Below are 18,643 nucleotides of genomic sequence, written 5' to 3' on the forward strand. Positions count from 1 at the left end.
AATCAAAATTGATAGTTTAAATGCTTCACCAATACTTAGAGAGTTGGGTGAGTGGCTTAAACCAGCAGTTTGCTAAACTGTCGTACGCCTAATAGCGTACCGGGGGTTCGAATCCCCCACTCTCTACTGAACAAAACCCTAGCTTATTGATTTTCAATAGGTTAGGGTTTTTTCTTTAATAAAGGGGACTGTTTGAGGGTCGGGATAAATTTCGAGATTAGCTGAAGGTATAGTGCGAAAAGGATGCAATCCAAAGTGTTTTACTTTTAAATGTTGCATGAGGGCAAGGGGAAAATAAATTTGGTCTTCTGTATTAGAATATAAATAATTTGAAGTCGGCTTGAGATAAATGGAAGGCGGAGATAAAAATAGCTTTTAATGATTGGATTTACTGGGCTGGTAGTTTTTATTCCCAAATCTTATTTTAAAGCTTTTAACGACTTTGATTTTAGCAGTAGGGATAGAAGGGGTAACCCCCTGTAAATATGGGTCATTCCCGTCACTATTTAAATAAGGAGAGTTTTTCATAAGTTGCAGATCAAATATCCTCTCCCAGCTTTCCACTTTGTCTACCAGTTCCCCATCATACAACTCTATTGGAAAATCATTTAATACACAATGCCAATAGTTAAAATCAGATAATAGTACATTAGATTCAGAGATATCTACTTTCAAAAGAATATAGATAGCACCTTTATCGGAGGACCATCGACGTCTTAAGTCAGGCCTCTTGGTCCATAACCAGATAGGATAACACTTGGGACAACCTAGCCTTTTTACCATTTGATCAATCATCCATTTATAAGGTTCTTCAAAAGCGGCCCAGGCTGGATCCCCAGTTAATATAGATTTCTTTTTGGCCTGCTCCCAGGAATCAATATGTTGAATGGTCCAATAGGTTTTCACTTTCAAATCAATTTTCTTTTGATTTTTTAACACGATCAAATCCGTCCTAATGGTTAAACAAAATTTTCTAAATTATCCGTTAATTATCCGATTAGTCTACCTGAACGTAAATTTAGGTAAACGAATTTAGCCCGATTGCCGGTTTATAACCCCTCTGAGCTTTTAGTAGTCTTCAGCGAGATGAGATGGTTCATTTCGCTACTCTCCCTCATTCCTCTTTTCGGTATTTCAAAATCCACACATTTTCAGGTTTTATTCTTCTGTTTTTCCATTCATAGTAAATTTCCATGCCATCCGAAAAAGGTTCTATGGTGTCAATATTTGAATATCCAACGACATCAAGGACTTTTTCGAATTTGAACCACACAAACCGTTTATCACCATTAAGGTAAGGTTTTTCCAGTGTAGGAAGTAGTTTAATTGCTTTTTCTTCAGCTTCATTTTCATTAACTGCTTTGATTAAAACGACTCTGTCTTCATACCCCTGTAACCCACTTGTCTGACCTTCGATCAATATTCCAAAGCGGGCCTTTACGGAGTAATAATCGGTAGTTGCTGCTTCTACAGCTGTCTGCTTTTCTTTTTTCGCGGCTACCCCTTCTATTGACTTAATATTGAAGTTACGGACATAATTTTTATCCCTTAGATAAAAAACTGATTGGAGAACTATTTTGCCCATTACTGTGTACGGTTGCCTTCGCGTCCCTGAGACATTTATAGGATTTATCAGCTTGAAATCGTTTTTAAGTGATGCATAGGCCTTCTGCAATGTAGCCTCCCATAGTTTTACCCGGGTTTCTGGTGGTATCTGGATTAATTCTGAATCATCCATACAGGGACCTTCCAGATTAACTTCTATTTCTGCCAATTTTTCACTATGTTTCGCTTCATCAATCGAAATCTTCCATCCTTTTAATAGTTCTTTCATTTCTTTCATTGTCATCATCATCAGCAGTTTGGGACTCTTTTGCCACATTTTAGACATGAGACCCTTTTGTATATAAATTACTAAATTGATATTATATAGGCTTTTTCCCTTAGAATTGTTTCAATTCTGTGCCAAGGAGAAAACTCCCCACAAGTATAAATGGACACTTTGTATAAAATATAAAACCTTTTCAAAATTCATTTACATTACCTAATTTAGGATTAGATAATCCTGGTTCGTTTTATTTAATATTTCTGAGATACGATATATGGAAAAAACAGAATACAGAATATTATTTCCAATGAAGGATTAACCCTTTTTATATTCACCAAATCTGATTTAAAAAGCTTTGATCGGAATGATGTTATCAATAGCAATCGCAGGAGTGGCCCCTTGTAAATGAAGACTTTTATCCTTATTGGTATTAAACAAAAACTCGGAGGTTTTTATAATTTCAAGTTCAAATATCCCCTCCCAACTTTTTTCTTTGTCTACGATTTCGCCATCGTATAACCTTAACGGAAAATCATTCAATACTCAATGTCAATGGTAATATTCAGACAAAAGGACCTTCGATTCGGTTAAGTTCACTTGCAAAAGAATGTAGGTGGCGCCTTTATCGGAGGACTACCGCCGTCTTAAGTCTGCCCTTTTGGTCCATAACCAGATTGGATAACACCTCGGACAACCCAATCTTTTAACCATCTGATCCATCATCCACTGATAGGCTACATCAATAGGTTCATATACCCAAGCTGAATCTCCGGTTGATACCCCTTTATTTTGGGCTTGCTCCCAGACGTCGATATGTTGGATGGTCCAATAGGTTTGCATTCCTGAAATTACTTTTCTTCTATTTGGTTTAATTCAAAGGTATATTCTGCTAAGTTTTCATTTTCTCCCCAGGAAATTTCGCCGATTTCTTTAAAAGTTACCGTATCCTCACCAGTGATTACCCGCCCATGGATATAATAGGTTGCAGGATCCAAATTTCCAAAAAGGACAATACCACGTTCATTACTTGTGCCATTGGCCACCGAAGCTATTCTTAAGCTATCTGATTTTAAGGAGGTCGCACTTCCATACAAAAAGACCTCTGCATTTGGAAACCGTATTTCATCGGAATTTTTCACCTTTATTATTGCCATTGGGTTGAATATTGATGGAATATCAAGGCTAAGTTTACCATCATTAGAATTCAATTGATTCGCTGTGATTTCTGAATTTGTCCAGGTTTTCTTGTACCAGATTGGAAATAAACCATTAATGTTTTGCCTTAAAGTAGCCTCTAAATCATAGGTACCGTGTAGGAGATTTTCGAATACGAATTCACCATTTGAATCAGCAGTAGCTGTATAAATTTTGCTTCCAGCCGTTAGCTCTACCATTGCTCCTGAGGCGACCCTATCTTGGTCCATGGTGATATCCGTATAAATTAGCCTACCGCTTAATCTGGCCCTGAACAATTCACTTTCTGTGTTTACTTCTAAAATGTAAAGCTCAGGATTACTATTTTCGACTTTAAAGGTAGTATTCTTGGAATATTCATATAGATTGGAGGAATATGAGATATCGATGATATACTCAATCCCTTTTATGAGGAAATTTGCCTCAAATCTTCCATTGTTTGCCTCCAACTCATAAGTTTGTGTTTTTGGTCCATGTTCTGAAGTTATTTTTATAACTGCATTGGAAGCGGTGTCAAGTTCGTTGGTTAAATAATCCCTATACAGAACGACGCCTCCTATACTTCCTCCAACTGGATCAAAGAACGCGTCCTCTTTACAGGAAGCGGTTAACAATGAAAGAAGAAGTAAGAACAACTTAAAAATCGATACAACATGTAAATTTTTCATTTTTGAATTATTTAAAGATTCCACTTATACCAAAAAATGAACTAAATACACTGAGATCAAACCCTACTGAAATAAATGCAGCGCCCTTTATCGGATTTTGAATGTTGGGTTTACCATTTTCATTTAAATGCAGTCTTTCATTTTGACCAAAATGGCCACCAACTATAATACTAGCACCAGGATAGGGTTCGTATCCCAGCCCCAATACCCAATTTTCAATGGGGTTATTCTTAAGCCCCATCCCCAGATAGATAAAGCTTCCATAGTGCCAGGGTTGGGGCTTTACTTTCCAGGAGGGCTTTTGCTCCCGGATATCAAATCTCTCGATATAGTACTGAACCCCCGCTGTCACATCAAATTGGTGGGGATTTTTGCTCAAGCTGATGTCATTGTCGTCGATGGTATAATTATTGCGATTCAGAAAGCTGTACATAGGACCAACTTTGGCCCGAAAACGATATAATTTAGTAGCCCGATAACTTCCTTTATGCAACACTTTATCCCCTTCTTTAATGTCGTACTTCACTATGTAAGGAATGGAATCAAGGCTAGGTGGTTCAAAATAGATGATTTTGGATTCCAGTTTGGCTGTTTTGTCGGATGGGAGTTTTAGAGGTAAGCTGGGGCCTAGCTGTAGGGATTTAATAAATTTAAGATTGTTATTAAATAATGTATCAAATAGAGGATACGCATCATTAAAAACCACACATGAGTCCACCGCCATGCTATCAGGAATAAAGCCCTGCTTATATTTAATAATTTCCTTTATCGCATCACCAAAATTGATGTCTGCTATATTTCCTAATGCTTTAAAATCTTCCTCAATCCGAGTAGCGTCGTTGGTTATTAATTTTATCTCTGGCTCAATGGTGTAATTAGCACCTGGATTTTTGTTATGCACCAATACCAATAGCCGTTCATTTTCCTTAATGGATGAAATTGGTTCCCTATTCATCGGCAGAAAATTATTCTTGACGTTATGGTGCCGCATGTATATGGCATCGGAGGTTGATACTCCCAATTCACCACGATAGAGCAGGTCATCTCTTAAAAAAGGTGGCTTTGGGCTTTCACCAGCGATTTTTTCCTTTATCTGTGCCATTTTCTTCACGAGATCCATTACTTCCTTACTTTCGTTCAATTCAATGGAGTTTTTAGCCAAAAGTTCTTCATAAATGGCAAGCTCTCTTTTTTCGGCTGCAAGATTGGAAGGGAAAATGGATTGTGCCTGATGGGCAAACGGATTTATTTTGGGAACACCTTTGGTTAACCATAGCCAACTTTTTATCCATGTTTTTGCTGTTTCACTTTTAAGTAAATCAAGTAATATAGATGGTTGCTTAGAGAGGCATATTATCAAATCCAATCCTTTTTTACATTCTGCCTGAGAATAACATTGCCTATTTTGAAATATTTTTTCTAGTTTTTCTAGTTTGACTTTAAATGGCTTACTATTAATCTCTTTTGAAGTCTCTACCAATACGTCAGATAAGTTTTGAAGAAAATCTTTATTGAAAATCTTGTTATCGATATTTTTGCTGTACCAGTCCGACACCATTTTTTCCATTGGATTTAATTTCCGCAGCTCAAATTCCAAAAGATCAGATTCGTTTAAACTGATAGTATCGGTTTTATAGTCATTGCTGTTTAAATCTAACGTGCTATCATATAACAACTTTCCATCCTTAAATAATCGATAGGTCACGGAATAGTGAAGCTTACATAGTGAATTCAAATCCGGTAGTTCATCTGAAGGATCTTTTGGTTTAATGTCTTTGAAATCTTTGTTAATTTTTATTTTATTTATTAAATATTTTAAATAAGAATGATCTTCAGGACTGATGTTTTTATTAATTAGGTCCTCTAATTGGTATAGGTAATGTCCTTGTTGTGTTTCAATTTCTTTATTTCCTATACCATAGAACGTTTCAAAAACATCCTTGTATTTTTCTAATTTAGTAATGGTTTCATAATAACGGTCCCCTAAGTTAATGACCCTATCTTCAACGTCCGATTCATCAGGCGCTCTCACTTTAAAAATTATTTGATCTTCATTGTTGATCAATTGGGGTGGGGAGGAAACCAATTCGCCACTATTAGAAAACTCAAGGATATGTGTTTTCCCGGAATTGGATTCCTTTAATTTACCGGTTACTTTTACTTTTAATTTTGTTGTTTTCTTCTTTTCTTTTAATTTTATTTTACCTTTTTCAGGATAAAATAAAAGGCTCAAATTTTCTTTATCTAGTTCTTCGGTGTTAGTATCCTTCAAATGAAGGTTTTCTGCACTTCCGTAAATGATTAGCATATCTTGAGCCAATCCAAATTTTACATAAAAGAGAAAAAGGAGGGTTATAAGTAGCGGATTTTTCATAAGAAATACTATTTTATTTTTGGGGTAGGGATGTTTTTGAGTTGGTTACTGTTGCTCTATAGGTTTATGTAAAAGGAATAAAAAAGTAACCCTTATAAAAAGATTATTTTTAATTTAAGTAAAATACTTTACGTTTTCAAGTTTATTCCATTAATAAAAATTCATTGATAATTATATTTTCATTGATAACACCATCGCTACAGTAATAGGAAAATAGGTATATATAAATTTTTAAAAATTGATAGTCGATTCAATTTAAGTGAATGCAGGGCTTGCCACTATCTGCTACGGAAAAATCAATACTGTTTTCATTACTCGATAATTCCAAATCAAAAGAATTTTCTCTATTCCGGCTTTAAATATATACAGGGGTTATTTGCGAGATTCCCAGTAGCTGCTACCTCTTTGTTTAGCTTCTGGCAGTATTAGGTTTCTCTATAATTCATTTTCACATTTTCCAGCTAATTGTGTGGAACATTCAATTGAAAGAAGAGTAAAGGCAAAGATCCTGTATGAAAATCGGTGTCAGAATAGTTTGATTTTTCATTCCATCTTAGTCCAACCGGGAAAAGAATCTCCCCTTTCCTGGTGGTGGCTGGATTCTCGTTTGACTATTTAGTCCTCCGTAATGGTGAGGTCTATACCAGAAAAGGAGAGCCCAAATTAAGGACTCTCCTTCTTTTCTACACATGTAAAACACAAGGAACAATACCTGCAATGCTTTAATTTTAGTAGCAACTAAAATGAATAAACCACTCCAAAAATAGTATTTCTAGCTTCATAGGAGGTTAGGGTAACTCCAAATGAGTTGGTGAACAAATAATCGAATCCAAATTTCCAAATGAATCCGTGGCTATACAACCTCTCCGTAGTTCCAAGATAATCATTTTCCACTGTTACTTCATTAACTCCATAACCCAGATGTACAAAGGGAAATAACCCTTTATTCTGCTTTTCGTAATTTTCAAGGAGTAAGTTCACCGGAAGATAAAAACTCCCGTAGACATTGACATGTTGAGAGCTAAAAACTGGTAGATCTTTAGGGAAGTAGTACAAATAACCTAAGCCCATGTTGAAGGCATTTCTAATTATCCTGATTTCGGTATCCATTCCCAATTGAAAAGGTTCCAGTCCTACGTTAATCCGGCTAGGCTTGTATTCCACTTTATTTCCACGAGTTGTAGTGACCATGTCATCCTGATTTAGCCTGTTCGGGTCACTGAGAAAAGATGAATCGGGTAATGGTTCGGTAGCTAGATTAAGTTCCTGCCTATCCGAACTATCCCCATTTTGGAGGATATTTTCATCCTTCTGCAGGTCGCTATTGGCTATCTCTTTAAATATTTCACGCTGTCCATTTTCATAAATGACCATCAAGACTTCTTTCCGGGGAATATTATATAGCGGGCCCTGTAGATTTCCCCATTTTCTGTATTTTATCTCATTGTCAGTAATCTCTATTACTTTCGAACTTATTTCAACAAGTTTTTTATCAATGATGGTATCTTGGGAATACACATTTCCAGTTAATAGAGATATACCTACTAATATTAATATAGGGTATTTCATTTGATTAAAATTTAGATTTTATCGAAAATTAATATTGAATGGAATAGACATTAGATTTTGCATTTGATTCCGAAAGCGCACCTGTATAGGTCTGAACGATTGTTCCATTATTAATTACCCGCAAGGTATATTCGGATAGATTATTTGTGATATCACAACTGCTGTAGTATTCTACCCAGAATTTGTAGGTACCTGAAGGAGCCGAACCGATTTCCCAATAAATATTCTCATTGGGACCATTGGGACAATCTCCGCAGAGACAATCTACGTCCAATTGCCCACCCTGTCCAGAAGTATTAAAATAGTTTATTATTGTTCCGTTTGGGGTTTGTACATAAAGGTCAAGATCTACGTTATCTCCATTAGTAAATTTTAAATTAAATTGTGGATTTCCTATTTGACCAACAATTTCTTCTTCGATATCCGGTTCTGGTAATGTCGGTTCATCACAGGCGGCTACCGTTAATAGAAAAACAAGTAAGAAAAAGCTTCCAGCGTAGTTAAACAAGTGTAAATTTTTCATGATTTTTTAAAGTTTAGAAGGTTTTGAATTTTATCTTTATGAATAAAAAATATTCAAGTAACCCATTTTATTCAATATTTATTTTTTTGATAAGCAAAAAAAGTTCTCTTATACCTAAAAAATAGTTTTTTAAGTGAAGATAATAATGTACCTTGAATGGTTACATTTTGGATATTTTTCATTAATAAAAAGAATGTCAGAAGATTTTATTTTAAAAGAGATTAAATCGGGTAATCAAAAAACGTTGGGTATGGTCTATCAGAAATACCGCAACGATTTTATCCAATGGGCTTACAATGCATATAGATGTTCTCAAGAAGATGGAAAAGAAATCTATCAATTGTCGTTCTTTATTTTTTACGATAACATTAAGACCGGTAAATTGGAAAATTTATCCAGTAACATTAAGACGTATATTTTTGCCATAGGCAAAAATAAAATACTTGAAATGAAAAGGAGAAATGCCAGATATGGCTTTGATATTAATGAGGAAATTCTGAGCATGGAGGAGGAAAGCGAAATCGAAAACCAGAAAGAAGAACAATACAAGAAGATTACTGAAGGACTTCGTCAACTAGGGAATCCTTGTAAGAAAATTTTAGAAATGATGTACTATGAGAATCGGAATATGGATTTTATCAGTGAAAGGATGGGGTATAAAAATGCCAACACTGCCAAAAACCAAAAATATAAGTGCCTGCAGCGACTAAAAAAAATTGTAGAGGGAGTTAAGGTGTAGAGCTATGGAATATCAAGAAAGTAATGAAGAAACTATTCAGCGTTACCTGGACGATGAACTTGGAGAGGATGAAAAATTGGCATTCGAAGCAAAGGTGAAGGCAGACGCTTCTTTACAAGAACAAGTGGCTGCATACCGATTACTTGTAGCAGGAATTCGCTTCCAAGTAAGAAAGGAGAATTGGGATAAAATCAGCGAATTAGAAAATGAAGCAACTTCTAAAGCTGTTTTTAAGCGCGTATATTTAAATAGTTGGAAATACGCGGTAGCAGGTTTAGCAGTTCTTTTGGTAGCAACCTTTTTTATGTATAAACTTTTATCAAAACAAGAAGATATGCAGGACCTTTACGCAGAAAACTTTTCTGCTTATCCGGCTTTGGTCCATGCCACCGTACGTGGAGCAGATGAACCAAAAACCTTAGAAGAACAAGCTTATGCAGCATATAGCAATGAGGAATATGAGGAAGCTACACTGTATTTTACCAATATACTTGAAGCAGGTGAAGATCCCTTGGTAAGGTTTTACCTCGGCAACACCTATCTGGCTATGGGAAATTATGATGCTGCTATACTGGCTTTGGAGCGAGCAATCGAATCCCCTATGATGTTAGAAACGCAAGCCAAGTGGTATCTGGGCTTAGCATATCTTGCAAGGGGGAGAAAGGAAGACGCATTAATCCAGTTTAAAGAATTAGCGAAAGGAACAACATCTTACAGTGAAAAAGCAGAAACAATTATTAAACAACTCTAAACAAAAAGAAAATGGAAGAAAATTTAATTTTAGCAGGACTGGTTAGTAGGGTTGACGATTCTCGAACCCCCAGCAGTGGAGGTCCGTTAATCAATATTGGAATCACACTAATAGATTCAATTAAAAGATTGGATCCCGAGGTTAACCAACGTGAAATGAAAGATACTGGTTGGGAAGACAAAATATTTGAAGTGGTAACATGGTATTTGGAATATATTGGGGTAAATCCCAGCCTACTTCAAACTGGGAAAATAACAAACGATGACGAAACAGAGAAAAATTACTTTTTTGCAGGAAACGATTTATTGAAAGAGGGAGATGAAATTCTTTATAAGGACTTGGATGATCCAAGTGGCTTGTTCCAAGTTGTGATTATTGGCAAAAGATCTTGATTATTTTGATACTAAACGGAAACAGAAAAATAAGACGCAAGGCAATGTCAATACCATCACTAAAAATAAAATGAAGGAATTGTGCTTATTGTGGTCCTCAAAATGAATTGAATCTATTTCCCCAATCAATAAAACTCCAGCCCAATAGCGCGGATGAGCTGTTATCTCATCCGCATTTTTGATAAATGCTAACTTACCATTTTGTAGCGCCACATCTAACTCCTTTGCTGATTTTAAATCATCATAAAATTTCTTTATAATTAAAGAAGTACTTCGATCATTGATTCGCCACATAGAGGCAATTAAGCTAGGACAACCGGCATATCTGAATGCCCTTGCAATATTAAACACTCCTTCGCCTTTTTTTACCTCCCCGATTCCTGTTTCACAGGCACTTAAAACAGCCAATCTTGCTTTTAATGATAATGCCGTTAATTCATGATAAAACATAAATGTGTTCTCAAAATCACTTTCTTCTCCCCAAAATTGAACAGCCCCAAGAGAAGCGCTGTTTTTACTTCCTTTTCCATGCAAAGCCAAATGAATGATTCCTGCATCTTCTACATGATTGAGGAAATTGGATTTCGTGGCATCCCCTCCAGAAAAGGGAGTGGAAGAAAAAATTGATGCGACGTGTGAAGACTCTTCGTAGCCTCCCCTCAAGTTATATTTTGAACCTTTAATATTTGCTTCATTACCATAATCAAATATTAGTACCTTTTCGGAGGTAGGCAAAGATTTATCTCTTAATAAGACCCGGGAAGAAAAACTATAACTTAGTTGACGTTCATTAATCAAATAGTGTAAATTTTTATAATCTACATGGAGTGGATTTGCTTTCTGTGTAAGAAACGCTTCAAACGGCAAAAATGATAGTTTGCCATCCGGAACGAGGATAATTCTAGAATTGTCTTTGTCTAATGTTGTAAGGGATGGACCTATAAGTGTCTTATATAGTTGATGGGAAGAATAACAGTATTCTTCAAAATCCTTGTTAATTTCATTAAGATTTGTATTTCCTGACATTTTTAATGAGAAATTTTCGATTAGCGTATCCAAATCACCCTTATTGTCGATTTTTCTAAAGGCTATTCCATTTTTTTCTGGATCTATCGTCATTACATAAATAGCAGAATCCCCATAAAAATATTCCACTAAAACAGCCTTTTTATCTGCCAAATATTCCTGTACCACACTTAAATTTGTCATTTTGGTGTTATACATTAATTGGTAATACTCATTGTATTTATCAGCAAGGTGATTTTTAAACTTTTCAAGCCTTCTTTCTGAATAGAATAACTTATTTTGGAAGCTCTCTATTTCCCTAATATTGGTTGAATTATCGATTTGTCTGGTAAAAAACTTAATTTGAGTTTCCAGATTATGTTCTTCCAGGACTAAAGAATCCGGAATCCCAAGAAAATTATTGATTTCAGTTTTGTGTAAATAGTCAATTAATACCAAAGATTTACTTTTCTCAATAATTCTGAATATTTCATTCGAAATTTTATTGGAAGGCATAATTTCAAACAGTTCGATGGCACAATTCAAAGCCTGTTCATAAACAGATTTATAAGCGCTTGCAAGTTCCAATCGTGAATTTTCTCTTAGCATAGAGTTTCGAAAAAGAGTAAGAATCTGATCGAAATATAAATAGCTCTCCCAAGCCTGTTCTAGATATTTAAAATCAGATGTTTGAGTATAAAGTTGGAAATCACAAATCCCAAGTAGAGAAAGCCCCTCTAGAACGCCTTTTACCTCTCCGTCTAAAAAAGATTTTTCCGAATCTTTATTGATTAAATTCGTAATACCTTTTATTTTCAAGGCTTTCTGAATGTATACTTTACCTAAGCTATAATCTTTAACTCCCACAAGATGACGCCCATATTCCAGATAACTATTTGCCGTAATAGGGTTTTCTTTTCCTAGAATTTTTTCGTTAATCTGTATTCCAGTATTAAAATAATCATCAGCTCTATCGGGTTTGTTTGTATGGTTCAGAGCGCCAAAATTTATTAAAACTTCTGCCAACTTTAAACTATTTGATGTTTCATCTTCTGTAATTCTTCTGGCTAAATCTAAATATTTATATGATTCATCTAATTCCCCCATTTTTTGATATGCTAAACTAGCACCAATATAGTAATCTGGAAGATATTGGGAGCTGTATTTAGGCTCCATTTTCATCAATCGAATGGCTCTTTTATAGTGCGCTATAGCATTACTGAGATCATTTTTGTCGATAAATAAATTTGCTAATAGACTTTCACATAATGAGATAAATAGATAGTTTTTTTCTTTTTTATATTCAATGTTTGCCTTTGTTGCATAAGTTTCTGCCTTCTCAGTATCTCCTTTTAGTCTGTAAGTTGTGGCTAGGTTATAATAAATTTCTGCAACATCAGTCTGTGGATCCAAAAGTATTTCACTTTCCCTAATATGCATAGCCATCTTGTAGTACTTTTCTGCATGTAAATAATTTAGATAACCATATCTGTATACATCTCCTATGGCGTTGTAACAATATCCAACTTGATTTGATTTAATACCAAAGGATTTTTTCATAATATCTAAAGATTTATTATAGAATATTAATGCTGAATCCGGCATATTTTTGTAGTCATATAAAAGTCCGTACCTATAAAAAATTTGCCCTTCTAATCGCTCGTTATGGGGCAATTGTTGAAGTGATGTTTCAGCTTTTAAAATAAATTCCTCTGCTTCCTTTATCTGCCATTGACCTGTAAGTATGGCTGCTGATCGACAAGCCGATATCACCTGTCCTTCATAATTTTTTTCTATAAAAAATAGCCGGTAAGCTTCTTTATAGACTTCTAGTGCTTTTGCCACCAATCCATTACTTGCTAATAATTCCGCCTCTTCTAAGTACGGATGCTCAAATTTCTTTTGCCTTAAACTGTCAGAAGCAAAAATTTCACCCTGGTGGAAAAATAAAAGAGTGCCTAATAGAAAACAGATAATATAGGAAGTGGGTCGATTTCTTTTTTTCATGGCAATTGCCTGATTATCAGTATAAATATAAACAATAATTCTAAAATGATAACTATGGTATTTTAAAAATACTCCATTACTTAAGGTTGCTTAAAGTATTCTTTTCGGAATACATGATATTAAGAATATGAAGGAAGGCCAACCTTTAGGGTTGATAGACGAAACTTGCCAAACTATTTGTGGTTCCTGTTTATTGGAAAGACCCTACAACTGTTGGAAAGTAACCGGAGGGAAAGTTTTAGGGACTCAGGAGCAAAATGACTTCCAGATCGTATCATCTGTTTCTGGTAAAAGAGGTGAAAACACGAAGAAAGTCACAAGGTGCGTTTGACTGAGCGAGGGCCGGAAACGCGATCTAATGTTTTGGTACGCCAGATCTCAACTCTACTTGTGAGCGGTTTACTAATACTGGTAAAAGCGGAAACAGGCTCTGGTGGTACCCCTAGCCGTAAGGAATATACCGACCGAAATAATCTAGGGACCCTTATGAGCTTCTAATCATTTTGGAGTTTGAGTTCCTTTATCTCCCTTACTAGGTGTATGTGTGCAGTGAAGTCGTTGATGTGAATCAAAGACATGTTGTATACAAGAGGGTAGTAGGTCTACCGCAATTGCTGAGAAAGCGGAGGTTGAAAACCACTTGTCGGTGCCGTTTTGGTAACTAAAAGGTGTTGAAAGGAAAGAGGAAAAGGTACCCTGGAGGAATCGGTTGGGTATGGGAGTGATGTTGGAAATACAAGAAACTATGCTGGATTAGAAGGTTTGATAGCCGCGGATCATTGGTGAATCCGTTCAATAATGACTTGAAAATAATAGAAGGGTGTAGTTACAAACTCACCCAGCTCACGAAGGCATAAACTACACCTAGGGGGGATACAATTATGGACTCATGAAAACCATCCAATTGAATCTATGTAGAATATTTTTCTGATGACAGCCGAAGACATCACTAAATACATCGGGTGGAACTATGAGGTTTACAGCTCTAAAAAAAATAAATACTGAAATATCATCCATTGGAACAAATCAAATTGTAATACGGAATCGTTAACTTTAGGGAACGAAAAGAAAAAACCGATGGACACAGTTAAAATACGAGAAGAAATAAGCCAATACCTTCAACATGCAGATGATCGTGTGTTAAAGCTTATTCATGGGCTGATTAAAGCAGACCAAATAGCTTCACCTGTTGGATATAAACCCGATGGCACAGCTATCACAAAAGAGGAACTAATATCCAGGGCGGAAAGGTCTGAAAAGGACATTAGAGAAGGCCGTGTAAAAACGTCAAAACAGGTCAGGGAAGAATTAAAGAATTGGTAATCCATGGAGGTTAGGTTTTCAGAGTGGGCGAAAATGTGCTTGAAAGAGATTTACGATCATTATTCAGGGGAAGTCAGTCCCGAAAAAGCGACTGAGATTGTAAATAAAATAATTGACAGAGCAGAAACGCTTGAAAACTATCCGGATAGAGGGAGAGTAGAAGATGACCTGATATCTCTTGGGAAAGGGCACCGATATTTGCAGGAATATCATTACAAAATCATTTACAAAGTTGATAGAGAAATCGTTATTGTAACGGATATTTTTAGCAACTATCAGAAACCTACCAGGAAACCGAAAAGGAATAAATAACCACCGAGCAAGACCACGGCTAAGTGTAGAATCGGCTACACCCTGTTATTCTTAACCTCCTTTAAAGTCGTATTCTGTTATATGCCATTTGCAATGGCTTCTGAAAGTCCTCCTTATCCAAGTAAACAAATGGACAAATTTTGAGACCCCATCCAAATCAACGATACTTTATTCAGTTACTCGGGCAGCATTTATTTGTAATTCAATCAAGGATAGACTATTTTTAGTTTTGGGAGAGGCTTATCAAATAAGAAATCAGGAAATCGAACCTGCCAGAGGCAGACAGGCATGCCGAAATCGTCAGGCCAAGGAATGATTATCTTGACGAGATTCCACCCCGATAAACCGGGGCAAGTTCTGACCTTTGGACAAATATAAACAGTTGAAATGCCCTATTTTTTCACATTCCAAATGTATTCATGAGAATCCGGTAAGGGCCGGAATCGTGGAAAAACGGGAGGATTATATGTGTTCGAGTTCAAGGAATTATGCTGGATTAGAAGGTTTGATAACCGTGGATCATTGGTAATTCCGTCCAATTCCAATTGCAAATTGGATAGGATAGAAGGGTTTTTTGCAAACCTACGCCCAGCTCACGAAGGCATAAACTACACCTAAGGGGGATTATGAATAAGTACAATAACTTTAAAGAAAGGAAGGTCAAAGCTTTGAAATGCCATAGAAAAGTTACTGTTTTTATCCAAACCTTTTTTACCATTATGGACGGGGATACAATTTAGTCTAACCTAATGGACCATTAGCCGACTGCACATTAAGAGCCGTTTGAAATGCGCCAGCATCCGTGATTTCCGCTAAAAAAAATGAATAAACAATTGAAAGGTTCACGTATCTCGATTGACCGGGATGAGCAGTTTAGGGGTGGGATTCCCCTTTACCTACTTGACTAGCGAGAGGCATTTATTTTTTCGCAAAATTTGCCTACTTGACACACTATTATTTTTGTTTTTGAATCATCATTACATGTAAAAAGAGAATTCTGTCCAAAATTGAAAGTAATTTTTCGGTTATTTAGTGTAGATGTTCATTAATAATCTTTAATGATTGAGTAGAGGATATTATAGAGATTGAAGGATTATAATCCACACCGACTACTAGATGACATTTGTAATCTCTGTCAATACCTATTTGATAACCATTCGCTAACAATACATTTTCTTTTCGAATGGAAAATACACCGTTCTCAGGTATAATATGAAGCTGATTTAAGTTAAGATTTAAACCTAACCCAAGCAGTTTGCTGTACGCTTCCTTCAAACTCCAAACGGTGAAAAAATCATCAGTTGCTCCAAAATTATTGAAGTCCTTTTCATTGTACACTATCTGGACTAGGTCCTCATTACTATTTGAGGTGATCATTTCAATATCTATGCCAAGGTCAATTGTGGAGATAGCTAAAGCCACCCAGTCACCTGAATGGGATTTGTTGTAAAAAAATGTATTTGGATCATCAATGAAGGGCTTTCCGTATTTTCCATGTTTGATATTCAATGTTCGTTTTTTCAAGGAGTGCTGTAGAATTATCCTTTCAAATGCCTTATGAACAACATAGTTTCTTTCCAGGTCAAGGTTGATGAACTCTTTAGATTTATTCCTTTCATCTTTCTTCAGAAAGGGTAGAAGATTTTCCGAATCCATTAAGACATCTGAAACCTTCAAAACAAATATTTTAATCGGGATCTGCTGCATACTCATCCAGAAGGATTTCTTCAATACAATTTAGTAATGCCCATTAGGTCATTATGAAACAATTGATTGATATTTTTATTTGAATACTTTGACCAATCTTATTCCTGATTTTCAGCACGTGTAGTGAGTTCGCTCCCAACTGAAAAAGAGTTCGCTTCTTTGCTGGCTATTTCGGTCTGACCATGCCAGTGATTTCGGCCAAATCGTTCCTCTAAGAAAGATTATTTAAAGTAGGTGAATTTTATTCATTTTTCAAGATTCCTTTGCTTAAAGATTCTCTTTTGAGATCTATTCTGTGAGAAGAGTTTACGAGTCTGTCCAGGATTGCATCAGCGATCCAATAATATCATTCCACTTCGATACAGATAATTGTGAAGATACCTGAGTTGATTTTTCGGTAAGCCTGTCATCAATGATATCCAATATTATTTCTCTTGCAGCCGTATCAAAAGCTTGTAGCTCTAAGTTATCGAGAATAAGCACGGCTCTGTTCTGGAGTTTCTGCAGTTCCTTGAGATAGGTACCATCACTTTGGAGAGTTTGAAAGGTATTGCTGTATATTGTTCTATGCCCCATCAGGCATGCTTGGTTACCTAGGGCTTGAACGAGGTAACTTTTCCCACTCCTGATTGACCGGTAATGATGATGTTTTCTTTTTTACGTATAAAATCAATGGTTGCAAGTTTGGTGAACAGGTATTAGTCAAGATTGCGCCCATGGCTGTAATCGATGTCTGCAACCATAGCTTTTTGTTTAAAAACTGCCCCTTTTATCAGCCTGCCCATTTTTTGCTCTGCCGGTCCTCCCACTCAGGGTCTGCCATCAGGACGATGTATTCATTGGCTGTAAAGTCGGTAAACCTGTTGCTACCGATGTTCTGATGGTGGAGTTCTGCCATGCCACTAAGTCTCATCTGTCTGAGATTTTACGCTGTTTGGTTACTGATCATAATTGTTTTGTTTATTGGTAAGTAGATGCCCCTGATGTTTTCGTGGGTAGGAATAGGAGGCTCTTTATTGTCCAGATCATCTGTGGTAATTTTATCCAGGTTGTTTTCAAGTCTATTTTTGATCCTGTAATAGGATATGGCCTTGGCGTATATTGCTCTGCTACATGCAGCGTCCAACTTTTATTTGCCATAAAGTTTAACAAGCATTATTATCTCTATGGTTCTTTTGTAGACTGTTCCCCGATAATCAGATTCGGTAAAAAGTTCGGTAATACATGCTTTTACATTGGTTACCAGAGGAGCAGCCTGCTTCTTGAGGTAGTCAGGGCTCCAGTCCAGGTATTTTTTATGTGTACTGCTAAAGTGTTCCCTATTGGTATTGTAACAGTCTTTTGATTGGTTTCTTATATACAGAGCTATTCTATTGTGGTAATGGTAGACTTCTACGGTATCTTTTGTATTGTGGATTTGGGTTGACTTTCCAATAAACCTGTAAGTTTGAAAAACAATTAGAAACAGATGAAATGCCCTATTTTTTCACATTTCAATTGTATTCATGAGAATCCGGTAAGGGCAGGAATCTTGGAAAAACGGGAGGATTACATGTGTTCGAGTGCACGGATTTATGCTGGATTAGAAGGTTTGATAACTGTGGATCATTGGTAATTCCGTCCAATTCCAATTGCAAATTGAAAATAATAGAAGGGTGTTTTGCAAACTACACCCCGGCTGGGTGTAGAATTCTCTACACCCTTTTATTCTTAAGCTCCCTTAAAGTCGAAATCTTTTATATGCCATTTGCAATGGCTTCTGATATACCTCCTTTTCTAAGTAAACAAATGGACAAAAATGTCGAATACTGTTTTTCTTTAATTTGAGACCCCATCCAAATCAACGACACTTTATTCAGTTACTCGGGCAGCATTTATTTGTAATGCATTCAAGGATAGACTATTTTTAGTTATGGGAGAGGCTTATCAAATAAGAGAACAGGAAACCTGTAGAGTACGGGAAAAGGTTGTAAGGGGAAATAAAATTCAAGAAATTGTTTTGTGGGGGTATTCCTCTACATTGGTTTATAAATACCTTAAAAGAATGGGTTTTTGCAGTCAGTACTTTGGACCATGGGTTTTGGGTGATTAATCTAACTAACCCAGGTTGGGATTTCTTTGGAAAAAGTTAAAATGATGAGAAAGTATAGAAAAGCCCTGAGCTAAATTCACCTAATTTACTGTTGAATACCTTCCTGGCAATGGTAGCGTTTCTTTACCATCCTTTTGAAAACGTTGATTAACCAGAGGG

General features: G+C 36.0%; 17 protein-coding genes, 1 tRNA gene and 1 pseudogene. 6 read left to right on the plus strand and 13 right to left on the minus strand.

Annotated elements, in window-relative coordinates; all coding sequences use genetic code 11:
- Positions 1-37: 37 nt before the first annotated feature.
- Positions 38-126 (plus strand) — tRNA-Ser (locus tag ACYVHJ_RS23510).
- A 249-nt stretch (positions 127-375) separates the two neighbouring features.
- Here the strand turns inward: ACYVHJ_RS23510 and ACYVHJ_RS23515 are convergent.
- The 8 genes from ACYVHJ_RS23515 to ACYVHJ_RS23550 all read right to left on the minus strand — a co-directional run bounded on the left by ACYVHJ_RS23515 (position 376) and on the right by ACYVHJ_RS23550 (position 8,156).
- The gene (locus ACYVHJ_RS23515; RefSeq protein WP_460520386.1) at positions 376-939 is read right to left on the minus strand and encodes a DUF3841 domain-containing protein; all 564 of its coding nucleotides are present in this window, start codon (positions 937-939) and stop codon (positions 376-378) included.
- Positions 940-1,114: 175 nt separating this feature from the next.
- Complete coding sequence (locus tag ACYVHJ_RS23520; RefSeq protein ID WP_460520076.1) at positions 1,115-1,834, minus strand: DUF4288 domain-containing protein; 720 nt, start codon at positions 1,832-1,834, stop codon at positions 1,115-1,117.
- 339 nt (positions 1,835-2,173) lie between these two features.
- Positions 2,174-2,368: a hypothetical protein gene (locus ACYVHJ_RS23525; protein ID WP_460520079.1), complete on the minus strand. Its 195-nt coding sequence runs from the start codon at positions 2,366-2,368 to the stop codon at positions 2,174-2,176.
- Positions 2,369-2,461: 93 nt separating this feature from the next.
- Complete coding sequence (locus ACYVHJ_RS23530) at positions 2,462-2,668, minus strand: DUF3841 domain-containing protein (protein ID WP_460520082.1); 207 nt, start codon at positions 2,666-2,668, stop codon at positions 2,462-2,464.
- A gap of 8 nt (positions 2,669-2,676) precedes the next feature.
- Positions 2,677-3,690, minus strand: a complete 1,014-nt coding sequence (locus ACYVHJ_RS23535; protein WP_460520085.1) for an MSCRAMM family protein — start codon at positions 3,688-3,690, stop codon at positions 2,677-2,679.
- 7 nt (positions 3,691-3,697) lie between these two features.
- A complete protein-coding gene (locus ACYVHJ_RS23540; protein WP_460520088.1) occupies positions 3,698-6,064 on the minus strand; it encodes a hypothetical protein in 2,367 nt (788 codons plus the stop codon).
- 738 nt (positions 6,065-6,802) lie between these two features.
- Complete coding sequence (locus ACYVHJ_RS23545; RefSeq protein ID WP_460520091.1) at positions 6,803-7,633, minus strand: hypothetical protein; 831 nt, start codon at positions 7,631-7,633, stop codon at positions 6,803-6,805.
- A 28-nt stretch (positions 7,634-7,661) separates the two neighbouring features.
- The gene (locus tag ACYVHJ_RS23550) at positions 7,662-8,156 is read right to left on the minus strand and encodes a hypothetical protein (protein WP_460520094.1); all 495 of its coding nucleotides are present in this window, start codon (positions 8,154-8,156) and stop codon (positions 7,662-7,664) included.
- Positions 8,157-8,349: 193 nt separating this feature from the next.
- On the opposite strand from ACYVHJ_RS23550, the gene ACYVHJ_RS23555 reads away from it, so the two are divergent.
- The 3 genes from ACYVHJ_RS23555 to ACYVHJ_RS23565 are packed head-to-tail and all read left to right on the plus strand — an operon-like array spanning position 8,350 to position 10,038.
- Entirely contained in the window at positions 8,350-8,895 is a 546-nt protein-coding gene (locus tag ACYVHJ_RS23555) for an RNA polymerase sigma factor (RefSeq protein ID WP_460520097.1), read from the plus strand.
- 4 nt (positions 8,896-8,899) lie between these two features.
- Positions 8,900-9,646: an anti-sigma factor family protein gene (locus ACYVHJ_RS23560; protein ID WP_460520100.1), complete on the plus strand. Its 747-nt coding sequence runs from the start codon at positions 8,900-8,902 to the stop codon at positions 9,644-9,646.
- A gap of 11 nt (positions 9,647-9,657) precedes the next feature.
- Positions 9,658-10,038 carry a hypothetical protein gene (locus ACYVHJ_RS23565; protein WP_460520103.1) on the plus strand — a complete coding sequence of 127 codons (381 nt, stop codon included), beginning with the start codon at positions 9,658-9,660 and terminating at the stop codon, positions 10,036-10,038.
- Here ACYVHJ_RS23565 and ACYVHJ_RS23570 read toward each other — a convergent pair whose 3' ends face one another.
- On the minus strand, positions 10,039-13,050 hold the full coding sequence (locus tag ACYVHJ_RS23570) for a CHAT domain-containing protein (RefSeq protein WP_460520106.1): 3,012 nt from the start codon (positions 13,048-13,050) through the stop codon (positions 10,039-10,041).
- 1,077 nt (positions 13,051-14,127) lie between these two features.
- On the opposite strand from ACYVHJ_RS23570, the gene ACYVHJ_RS23575 reads away from it, so the two are divergent.
- Both ACYVHJ_RS23575 and ACYVHJ_RS23580 read left to right on the plus strand, forming a co-directional pair.
- Entirely contained in the window at positions 14,128-14,373 is a 246-nt protein-coding gene (locus ACYVHJ_RS23575; protein WP_460520109.1) for a hypothetical protein, read from the plus strand.
- A 3-nt stretch (positions 14,374-14,376) separates the two neighbouring features.
- Positions 14,377-14,685 carry a type II toxin-antitoxin system RelE/ParE family toxin gene (locus ACYVHJ_RS23580; RefSeq protein ID WP_460520112.1) on the plus strand — a complete coding sequence of 103 codons (309 nt, stop codon included), beginning with the start codon at positions 14,377-14,379 and terminating at the stop codon, positions 14,683-14,685.
- Positions 14,686-15,714: 1,029 nt separating this feature from the next.
- On the opposite strand, the gene ACYVHJ_RS23585 is transcribed toward ACYVHJ_RS23580, so the two are convergent.
- The 4 genes and pseudogenes from ACYVHJ_RS23585 to ACYVHJ_RS23600 all read right to left on the minus strand — a co-directional run bounded on the left by ACYVHJ_RS23585 (position 15,715) and on the right by ACYVHJ_RS23600 (position 17,518).
- The gene (locus ACYVHJ_RS23585) at positions 15,715-16,416 is read right to left on the minus strand and encodes a 4'-phosphopantetheinyl transferase family protein (protein ID WP_460520115.1); all 702 of its coding nucleotides are present in this window, start codon (positions 16,414-16,416) and stop codon (positions 15,715-15,717) included.
- Positions 16,417-16,698: 282 nt separating this feature from the next.
- Positions 16,699-17,087 (minus strand): annotated as a pseudogene (locus ACYVHJ_RS23590) (ATP-binding protein).
- A 77-nt stretch (positions 17,088-17,164) separates the two neighbouring features.
- Positions 17,165-17,305, minus strand: coding sequence for a hypothetical protein (locus ACYVHJ_RS23595; RefSeq protein ID WP_460520118.1), 141 nt, complete (start codon positions 17,303-17,305; stop codon positions 17,165-17,167).
- Between the two features lie 12 nt (positions 17,306-17,317).
- Positions 17,318-17,518, minus strand: a complete 201-nt coding sequence (locus tag ACYVHJ_RS23600) for a hypothetical protein (RefSeq protein ID WP_460520121.1) — start codon at positions 17,516-17,518, stop codon at positions 17,318-17,320.
- Positions 17,519-18,643: the final 1,125 nt, after the last annotated feature.

Source organism: Cyclobacterium sediminis, from assembly GCF_054781075.1.